This is a genomic window from Blautia sp. CAG:237, from assembly GCF_000436615.1.
Classification (GTDB): Bacteria; Bacillota; Clostridia; order Lachnospirales; family Lachnospiraceae; genus Blautia_A; species Blautia_A intestinihominis.
This window is the reverse complement of sequence record NZ_FR886710.1, coordinates 1-10,527: the sequence shown is the minus strand read 5'-3', so window position 1 is coordinate 10,527 and position 10,527 is coordinate 1. Positions and strand designations below refer to the sequence as shown.

The window sequence follows — 10,527 nt, the reverse complement described above, 5'->3', positions numbered from 1 at the left end:
GCCTGTGCTCTTCTGGAGTTTGTCCAGGCGGTATACCAGAGTGTTTCTGTGGATGTAAAGCTGTCTGGATGTCTCGGAAACATTGAGGCTGTTCTCGAAGAACTTGTCAATGGTGACCAGAGTTTCCTCATCGAAGTCATCTGGTGATTTGTTCTCAAAGATTTCCTTGATGAACATCTTACACAGCGGAATTGGAAGCTGGTAGATCAGACGGCCGATTCCAAGAGAGCTGTATGCGATGACATCCTTCTCTCCAAAGAAGATCTTACCTACATCAAGTGCCATTCTTGCTTCCTTATAGGAACGGGAAACTTCCTTCAGTTCATTTACGATCGTTCCATATGCGATATGTGTTTCTTCGTTCTGGTTCAGTCCGAGAGTATCAAGGATCGCATGAGACAGTTTGTCCAGGTCTGCATATCCCTCTCCCTCCTCAAGTTCCTTGACGATAATGATGCTCTTCTCATCAACAGCAGTAATAAAGTCCTTGCTCTTGCCGCCGAAGAAACTCTTCACGCTCTCCATGGAACTGTGATCCTTCTCCTGCTGAAGTTCCAGAATCATGACTGCACGGCGTACATCTGCATCGATGTGCAGTTTCTTGGCGCGGTTGTAAATATCTACGAGGAGCAGGTTATCAAGAAGAAGGTTCTTGATAAAGCTGTCCTTGTCAAATCTTTCCTTATATGCAACGATCAGATTCTGGATCTGGAACGCTGCCAGTTTACCGATCATATAGGTGTCCTCATCGTCTCCATGAGCGACCAGAATATATTCCAACTGATAGTCGTCACAGACCTTGAAATACTGGAATCCCTTGACGAGCTGACTGTCAGCCTGGGATTCTACAAATGCCTGGATGTCTCCCTGCTGTATTGAAAAATCTGAAAATGTCGTTGCGAGCACCTTTCCCTCGGTGTCAATAATGCAGAATTCTGTCCTGGAGATTTCCTTTAATCCTTCCAGTGTATTCTGAAGTACCTGATTTGATATCATCTGCCTACATCCCTTCTCGCTTATTGTGCGTTTTCTCTTGCTATCCCCATATCAACCTGAATATTTACTATATTTTAATACAAAATCACCAAAAATAAAAGAGGAAAACACAACTTTTTTACAACTTTTTGTTTATTTTTGCTATTTTTCGAGGAATCCTTCGCCATGGACCTCTCTCGCATCCCCAACGATCACGAACGCATTCGGGTCGATCTCATCGATCATTTCCTTGAGATGTACCAGTTCTTTCTTTCCGACTACGCAGAAAAGCATCAGTTTATCCTGTCCGGAATACATTCCCTTCGCAGAGATTCCGGTAATTCCGCGGTCAAGATCCTCCATTACCATGCGTGAAACTTCATCCGGCTTCTCTGTGATGATGTAGACAGATTTGGAGAATTTAAGACCTTCGATGATGCCGTCGGATACTTTTGTGACGAGATATACTGCAATGATCGCATAAAGTGCACGCTCTACCCCAAATACATACATGCCGACCAATACAACTGCTCCGTCAACAAACTGCATGATCTGCGCGATCGAATAATGCCTCATAAAGTTCTGGATGATTGCTGCAAGAAGATCGGTCCCGCCTGTCGTTCCTCCCCCAAGGAACACAAGACCGATCCCTACACCCTGCAAAAGACCTCCATATAATGCCACGAGAAGAAAATCTACGGACAGTTTCCATGCCGGAAGGACTGCCAGCCAGACAGTCAGAGAGAGATCTCCCAGAAGTGCTTTTTTTACAAAGGCAACTCCTTTTATTTTGGCTGCGAGAAGAAACACCGGAATGTTTAATACAAGGTTTGTTACCCAGAGAGGAATTCCATTTCCGTATAAACTCTTCGTTCCTGCTTTGACCAGGATTGCAATGCCTGAAAAGCCTCCCGTTACCAATCCTGCCGCATCAAAACAGGAAGTGATCGCGGTTGCCATCAGTGCGGTTCCAACGATGATCAGCAGATATTCCATATACCATGGTTTTTTGCCCGTAATTTTCATAAGTTCTCCTTTCTACTCTCCTATCGCTGTACTGTAATAAAGTATCCCTTAACCCAAAAGAACGGGATACAGCGATTTGGCTGTTTCCCGTTCTTAGTGTGCCCTACTTGGAAGGCTTGTTTGCAAATTTTATGAAATGATAGCTCTCAACGATCTGGAAATATTTGACGATCCTCGGATAAAGCGGCTCTGCTGCCTCCCCGAACTCGTCCTTGACCAGTGCTGCGATATCAGCAACGGTACGTTCTCCATCGATCAGAGGCCAGATAAATGTCCCCTGCTGATCCAGATGTACCTTGGTGAACTGCGGTTTGTTGAATACCTTCTGGGCAATCTTGTTGAACAACCCTGTATTCTCGACTTTGAGCACGATACGGTCCCTGCGGTCTGTAAACCACTGAAGTTCCTCTGCGCGCACCGGGATCAGATCCAGATAGTTGATATCCAAAACTTCTTTTTTGCTTTTTTTATTCTGTTTTTTCATCAGGCTTTTTTCTTTTTCCATAAGGAGAATTTAAGCAGTGTAAGGATCATGATAACCATGAGGATAACACCACCGATGTTACCAAAGTTAGCAACACCAGAGATATCCAGGCTGACACCTGCAACTGCAAGGATCGCAAGTGCGATACCAACAAGACCCTCACCGGCGATCATACCAGCACAGTACAGAGTACCGTCTGTAACCTGATCGTTCTTTGTGTTCTCATCAACGTTCTTTCTGCCATCCATCAGCATACGAACAACACCACCGATCATGATGGTTGCGTTCAGGTAGATTGGAAGGTAGAGACCGATTGCGAATGGCATTACCGGGATTCTCAGGATTTCCATACCGATTGCAAGGAATACTCCGATGAATACGAGTGTCCAAGGAAGGTTTCCTCCCATGATACCCTCAACGATCATCTTCATAAGTCCTGCCTGAGGAGCCGGAACTTCTGCTCCGCCGTATCCCCATGCTGCATCCAGAAGGTAAAGAACACCACCGATTGCAAGACCGGAAGCAACAACACCGATCAGCTCACCGATCTGCTGTGTCTTAGGAGTTGCTCCAAGAAGGAATCCTGTCTTAAGGTCCTGAGAAGTATCACCAGCGATAGCTGCGATGATACAGATAACAGAACCGATAGCGATAGCTGCTTTCATACCATCGATTCCAGTCTGTCCGCTTCCTTTGATCACCATTGTGGAAATCAGAAGTGTAGCGATCGCCATACCGGAAACCGGGTTGTTGGAGCTACCGATCATACCTACCATACGGGAAGATACAGTTGCAAAGAAGAATCCGAAGATTACGATAAGGAGTGCACCAAGCGGGTTAACCGGGATAGCCGGTACAGCCCAGATGATAGCTACCATTGCAAGGATTCCGATCAGGATAAAGTTCATCGGAAGATCCTGGTCAGTTCTTGCTGTTCCCTTAACAGATCCGCCCTTCATGCTCTTCATGGAATCACGGAATGTGCTGATGATCAGCGGCAGGGATTTGATCAGGGAAATGATACCACCAGTAGCGATAGCACCAGCTCCGATGTATTTAACGTATGTGCTCCAGATTGCAGCTGCTCCGCCGTTTGCATACAGGTCAGCGATTGTAGTTCCCTGTGCTGCCGGATACAGCCATGTGTCTGGTCCGAACAGACAGATCATCGGGATGATGACCATCCATCCTACAAGTGAACCTACGAACATGAAGGATGCGATACGCGGTCCTACGATATAACCAACACCAAGAAGTGCCGGATATACTTCCATACCGATCTCACCCTTGAGGGATGTAAATGCTGCAGAAACGTCTGCCGGGATCACCTTCAGACCGTCTACTACAAATTTGAATACTGCTGCAAGTCCCATTCCTGAGAATACAGTAGATGCATTAGCTCCACCCTCTTCACCGGCAAGAAGTACGTCTGCGCAGGCAGTTCCTTCCGGATAGAGAAGTGTTGCGTGCTCTTTTACGATAAGAGCGTTACGAAGCGGTACCATGAAAAGTACACCAAGGATACCACCGCAAAGTGCGATCAGAGTGATCTCAACCAGGCTCGGTTTGTCACAGAGACCTTCTTCTGCCCATAAAAAAAGAGCAGGCATTGTGAAGATAGCACCTGCTGCAAGTGATTCACCGGCGGAACCGATGGTCTGTACCAGGTTACTCTCCAGAATGGAGTTTTTCTTCATGATGACACGGATAACACCCATAGAAATAACTGCTGCCGGAATAGATGCAGAAACAGTCATACCGACACGAAGTCCGAGGTACGCGTTAGCAGCACCAAATACGATAGCAAGGATGACACCCATGATCACTGATGTTACCGTCATCTCTGCTGTGACTTTCTCAGCAGGAATATACGGCTTGAACTCTTTGTTCTCGTTCATTGATTTCCTCTCCCTTGTTTTTATTGGTATATGAACCTCAGACTATTATAACCGACTTTGGTTGTATTAGCAAGGGCGATTTTATGAAATTTTTATATTTTCGTTCGTCTTATTTAACTCTTTTTGGAAATTTTGCACATTTCTGTCTATTATCCATCAGTTTCCAGCTGTTTTGTCAGATACCTTCCGACAATCTTCGAGAAATTTTTGATATTACGGATATAGGCAAAATCCTTGCCGAAGATCTTTTTTTCCGTGGCAAGGTCCTTCTCCTCTCCTGCAAAAACACCCAGGACGCTGACATCCAGATTCCTCAGACGGCGGATCTCCGTTGCGGTATCCGCGATCGCTTCTTTTCCCTGATATGGTTTCGGATTTCTCGCATTCGGACGGTTCACCAGCACATCGTAAGGCTTGCCGTCGCTCAAAACGATCAGGATCTTTTTTTCCTCTTCTCTTGCGAGAAGTCCGTATCCGGCGGTCTTGATCGCCAGTCCGTCCCTGTTGTTGGAAGATGTTACATAATTAAAAATATTCTCATTCGCTGACCGCGGGTCATCATATTCCCGGAACCGGTGAAGGATCGTATAATCCCAGAATGTGCAGAAACTCATCACTCTGTGAGGGATTTCGACATTGCTTAAGGCTTCGCTGATGATATATGCCTGAAGCGCCACCTCTCCCTGCCGGCTCATCTGCGAACCGCTCGCATCGATCAGTACATCCACTACGAAATCTGACGCATCCGCCTTGAGCTCTCTTTCAAAAAGTTTCGCATCCTGGCTTCGTCCGACCCGCCACAGCCTCGATGGTACGATCTGTCCGCGGTCAGAAAGGACTGTCTGTGTCTCACTTCTGAGGACAAGAGATTTGCGGAGTGTATCTGTCAGCACAGAAATATTCCGCTTCACGATACGGTGCTTGTCATGGTACAGCCAGATATTCTTGTTCCGCAGGCGCTTCGCGTATTCATACTGGTAATTTCGTTTTACCGGATTCTTAAGGACTCCCTCTGTGAAATAAAGGCTGCAGTCGCTGTGAACGCCCCGGCACATCAGATAGTTGATCTTTTTTTCCTCTGCTTCGCTTAAATAGGTTCTGCCGTAGTTCAGTTCTACATAGGTGTAGGCTTTTTCCAGCATTTCGGGAGTGACTACTGTGATGTTTTTCTTTTTCTGGCGTTTCTGCTCCATCTCTTCTGTCACGGAGCGGTCCTCCATGCCTGCCATGTTGGTCGTCAGTTTCTCGACATAACTCTCAAGTGCTTCCTCATACATCTCCTCAGAGAGAAAATCTTCCCAGGAAAATTCTGTAAGTTCTTCCAGTGTGACCGCCATTACACGTTCCAGACTGCCTCGCCGCTGTTCAAATGCCGGGTCGATCATGGAATTATACAGTTCATCGATGCAGCGGATCAGTTCCATCGTATCCTCTGCCTCGCCGGAACGGATCACCAGATCCATAAACGGCTGAAGTTTCTGTTCGACTCTGTATACGCCTCCGTCCAGTCTCCTGCGGAGCACCGCGACCTTCAGTCTTCCCAGAAAGTCTGCCTGTGACGGCATCTTCTCGAACTCCTGATCCAGAATATCCTCAAAAGCCTCTCTCTGCATGTTCCGGATGCCCGGGCGTTCCTCACAGATCTTTTCTCCGATCGCCTCCTCGATGCAGAGCTGTGCAACAGCAGTCAGTTCGCCTTCGTCAGCCTGCAGAAATACTTTTTTGACGAGATAAAGCCCCAGAAGATCTTTATCATAAAATCTTGCCAGGGCTCCCTGTTTGATTCCGTCATAAAGGGCGATCGCCTTCGAGCGGAGAAAAAGTGAAACATCCGGTTTCATATCCAGTTTATAATCACCGCTGACTGTCCACAGAAGATTTCGGATCCGGTTCTCGAGTTCCAGACGGCTGTCCTCTATTTCCAGTGTTTCTTCTTTATTCATAGACATCCTCTCTGATCCATTCTGCCGGAATCCTCGTATGTACAACGTCCTCCACGATTTCCTTCTCAAAGACATCAAACGTCTTGTTCACGATTCCCATCTGCACTGCAAGGGACGGAGAAAGTCCGACTTTGATGATCTTCATTGCCGCCAGAAGTCCTCGAAGATCCAGCGCCTTCGTGGAGATCTCACTGTTCAGTGCTTTGAGCTGGAGATCCAGGAACAGTCCGGTAAACTGCTCAATGGCTTTTTCCTTTGCATCCGGGAACATTTCTTTAAAAATAAAACGAAGTGTTTCCTCTGTCTGCGCCGGCATATCGATCACGAGGAAACGGGAAACCAGAGCTTCGTTCAGCTCCTTGGTTCCTGCGTATCCATAGTTCATCGTTCCGATAAACCGCGCTGCCGGATGAAGGTCTATCTTGTCATATCCCGGCACATCGATGGAACGGCGGTAGTCCAGTGTCGCATGAAGCACAGAAACTGCGTCGTTTTTTGCCATATTGATCTCGTCCAGGATACCGAATCCGCCATACTCTGCACAGCGGTAGATACTTCCCTTGCGAAGCTTCACTTCGTTGTCCTCAAAAGTATCCGTTCCGATCAGATCACCACTGTTGGTATTTACGTGAAACGATACATTGTAAGACGGACGGTTAAAAATATATGCCAGGTTCTCGGCAAGGATATTCTTGCCGGTCGCTTTCGGTCCGGTCAGGAGCAGGTTCTGACCCTGGAGGATGGCTGCGATCGCCATCTCCAGGATCTCCTTTCCATAGAAAGGTATGGAAGGTTTCGTGATCCTTCCTGCTGCTTCTTCCTTTACCGGATAAGCCTGTCTGAATTCTTCGACTCTTTTTATCAGTTCTGGAGAAACATTCTGTTCCTCCAGAAATCTTAATTCTTCCATTTATAAGTACTCCCGAAAATCTTATACTTCAAAGATCAGATCGCCGTAGGAAGGCATCGGCCACATTTCCTTGTCAACCAGCATTTCCAGTTCATCCACCGGTGTACGCAGTTCTTCCATTGCTTTTGTGATGGTGTCCTTGCAGTATACGGCGCGTTCTCTTCCCTCCGGGATCTCCGGAACTTTGGCTACTGCCTTAGAAAGTTTGTTCATTGCGCTGTTGGTGCTCTTGAGAAGTGCAGAGCATTTCTTGAGAAGTTCAAGCTGTACGCTCACATCGATCGCACCGACTGCCTGTACGGCATTGATGGAATCTGCCAGTACAGTCGTATATCTGATCACTGCCGGGATGATCTGCTTGGTTGTAATGTCGATCATGGTCTTGGCTTCAATGTTGATCGCTTTTGCATAGATCTCGTACTGGATCTCTGCACGGGATTCCAGCTCTGTTCTGGTAAATACATGGAATTCCTCGAACAGTTTCACAGCTTTATCTGTGGTGAGTGCCGGGATCGCATCTACCATGGATGGAAGGTTCGGAAGTCCGCGGCGTTTCGCTTCCTCTGCCCATTCCGGAGCATATCCGTTGCCGTTGAATACAATCCTCTGATGATCGATCGCGTATTCCTTGATCAGATCATGGACTGCCATATCAAAGTCCTCGGCAGCTTCCAGACGGTCGCAGGCTTCTTTGAAAGCCTCGGCTGCAATCGTATTCAGTACGACGTTGCATTCAGAGATAGAGTCTCTGGAGCCCACCATACGAAATTCGAACTTGTTTCCGGTAAAAGCGAACGGTGAAGTACGGTTTCTGTCCGTTGCGTCCTTCATGAAGTCCGGAAGAGTCTTGACACCTGTCTCCAGGATGGTTCCCTTCTTGCTGTGTGTGGCTGTTCCTGTGCTGATAAGCTGATCCAGGACATCACCAAGCTGCTCGCCAAGGAATACAGAGATCACTGCCGGCGGTGCTTCGTTTCCACCAAGTCTCTGGTCGTTTCCGACATCTGCTGCGGACTCACGGAGAAGGTCTGCATGTGTATCTACAGCCTTGAGGATACAGGTCAGGACGAGAAGGAACTGAATGTTCTCATGCGGTGTCTTGCCAGGATCCAGAAGGTTGATCCCGTCATCTGTAGTCAGGGACCAGTTATTGTGCTTACCGGAACCATTGACTCCTGCGAATGGTTTCTCATGGAGCAGGCAGCGCATACCGTGACGGCTCGCTACTTTCTTGAGGATGCGCATCATGATCTGGTTATGGTCTGCTGCGATGTTTGCCGGTGCATAGATCGGAGCCAGCTCATGCTGTGCCGGTGCAACTTCGTTGTGCTGTGTCTTGGCTGTCACGCCCAGTTTCCAGCATTCTTCGTTGACTTCTTTCATATAAGCGGAAATCCTCTGACGGATGGTTCCAAGATAATGGTCGTCCATCTCCTGTCCCTTCGGAGGCATTGCTCCAAACAGAGTCCTTCCTGTATATGTAAGGTCTTTTCGCTGAAGCCATTTTTCCTTATCTACGAGGAAGTATTCCTGCTCTGCACCGACAGACGGAGTTACTTTCTTAGATGTGGTATTTCCAAAAAGTCTGATGAGACGTAATGCCTGTGTATTGATTGCTTCCATAGAGCGGAGAAGCGGTGTCTTCTGGTCCAGTGCCTCTCCTGTATAGGAGCAGAATGCAGTCGGGATGCAAAGTGTGCCGCCTGCGGCATCATGACGTACAAAAGCCGGTGAAGTGCAGTCCCACGCTGTATAACCTCTCGCCTCAAATGTAGCACGAAGTCCACCTGACGGGAAAGAAGATGCATCGGATTCTCCTTTGATCAGTTCTTTACCTGAAAAGCTCATAAGAACCTTGCCATTTTCCTTCGGTGCTGTGATAAAAGCATCGTGCTTCTCTGCTGTCACACCTGTCAGTGGCTGGAACCAGTGGCTGTAATGTGTCGCACCTTTCTCGATTGCCCATTCCTTCATCTCATGAGCAACGACATCTGCTACTTCCGGTGAAAGCTCCTTGCCTTCCTCGATGGTTTTTTTGAGTTCTTTGTAAACTTTCTTCGGGAGTCGTTCTTCCATGACAGAATCATTGAATACATCGCATCCAAAAAGTTCTGTTACATTCACGTAATCTGACATTCTGTTTCTCCTTTGATTGTATTTCTATTAATTGTTTCTTGACAGTTTAATTTTTGGTACTCTTAAGATAAAGATTCAGTGCCTTATGACGGTTCTCAATCTCTATGATCCTGTGGTCGCCGCCAAATTCTCCATCCAGAGTCCATGGGACTTCTTCTTCTGCCTCGATCGTAAGCTTCCTGGTCTTGAAGGAATATACAAGATCCGTATTGTCCTCTGCCATTACAAGAGCTGTAATGATCTCCTGCAGTTCCAGCGGATTCTTTGGATTCACGATCAGTGTCACCTCAAAGAGTCCATCATTCATATCGACATTCTTCCCGGTAAGATTCTTAAATCCACCTACAGATCTGGAATTTGTTACCATTCCGACGATAAAATCATCTTCCACCTCAAGTTCATCTGAAGTAACCTTCATATGATAAGACTTGATGTCAAAAAGACGCTTTACACCTTCCAGAATGTATGCCACATGTCCAAGAACATTCTTGAGATCCTGATCTGTCTCATAGGACACATCTGTAAAAAGTCCAAAAGCAGCAACGTATGCAAATGTCTGCTGATTAAATCTGCCGATGTCACAGTGATAAAGTTCTTCTTTCGTAATCATCTCTGCCGCTTTGACCATATTCTTAGGCATAAAAAGACTGTTGGCAAAATCATTCGTACTTCCGGCAGGAATATATCCGATCGGTACATTGCTTCCTGTTTCCATAATTCCGGTAACAACTTCGTCAAGAGTGCCGTCACCTCCACTGCATACGATCAGATCAACAGAATCTGCATATTCTTTGGCTTTTTCATAGGCATCACGCGGTGCCTGCGTAGCACGGATAATGACTTCATAATCATGTCCGCTGAAAATATCTACGATATCCAGGAGGTGCATCTTGATCCTGCCCTTTCCTGCTTTGGGATTAAAAACAAAAAGCATTTTTTTTCCCACGGTCTGATGTCCCCTTTCTTTTTGATTTCTTACGCATTCTATATCATACAACAAATCTTTTGAAATTCCTAGACGCAAATTTTTCGACAGGTGACACCAAAAAAATTTATTGTACATCCTGTGTTTTTATACAAAAAAAATCCCCTGAATTTCAGGGGATTCAAGTAGCGAGAGGGGGATTCGAACCCTCGACACCACGGGTATGAACC

Annotated in this window: 8 protein-coding genes; all 8 read right to left on the bottom strand. The window is 46.7% G+C overall.

The window, feature by feature from the left end:
* Window positions 1-996, bottom strand: a 996-nt coding sequence (locus QZL69_RS03950) for a PucR family transcriptional regulator (RefSeq protein ID WP_291518168.1), incomplete at its 3' end; no start/stop codon positions are given.
* A 141-nt stretch (window positions 997-1,137) separates the two neighbouring features.
* Entirely contained in the window at window positions 1,138-2,001 is an 864-nt protein-coding gene (locus tag QZL69_RS03945) for a YitT family protein (RefSeq protein ID WP_022213925.1), read from the bottom strand.
* A 103-nt stretch (window positions 2,002-2,104) separates the two neighbouring features.
* Complete coding sequence (locus tag QZL69_RS03940) at window positions 2,105-2,506, bottom strand: PqqD family protein (protein WP_118251612.1); 402 nt, start codon at window positions 2,504-2,506, stop codon at window positions 2,105-2,107.
* Entirely contained in the window at window positions 2,485-4,383 is a 1,899-nt protein-coding gene (locus tag QZL69_RS03935; protein WP_022213923.1) for an OPT family oligopeptide transporter, read from the bottom strand. The genes QZL69_RS03940 and QZL69_RS03935 overlap by 22 nt, the downstream gene beginning before the upstream one ends.
* Before the next feature lie 149 nt (window positions 4,384-4,532).
* The gene (locus QZL69_RS03930; RefSeq protein ID WP_022213922.1) at window positions 4,533-6,326 is read right to left on the bottom strand and encodes a cobaltochelatase CobT-related protein; all 1,794 of its coding nucleotides are present in this window, start codon (window positions 6,324-6,326) and stop codon (window positions 4,533-4,535) included.
* Entirely contained in the window at window positions 6,319-7,236 is a 918-nt protein-coding gene (locus QZL69_RS03925) for an AAA family ATPase (protein ID WP_022213921.1), read from the bottom strand. Before QZL69_RS03925 ends, QZL69_RS03930 begins: the two co-directional genes overlap by 8 nt.
* Before the next feature lie 21 nt (window positions 7,237-7,257).
* Entirely contained in the window at window positions 7,258-9,372 is a 2,115-nt protein-coding gene (locus tag QZL69_RS03920) for a glutamine synthetase III family protein (RefSeq protein ID WP_022213920.1), read from the bottom strand.
* A gap of 46 nt (window positions 9,373-9,418) precedes the next feature.
* Window positions 9,419-10,318 (bottom strand): diacylglycerol/lipid kinase family protein, encoded by a 900-nt coding sequence (locus tag QZL69_RS03915; protein WP_118698110.1) that lies wholly within the window; start codon window positions 10,316-10,318, stop codon window positions 9,419-9,421.
* Between the last annotated feature and the right edge of the window lie 209 nt (window positions 10,319-10,527).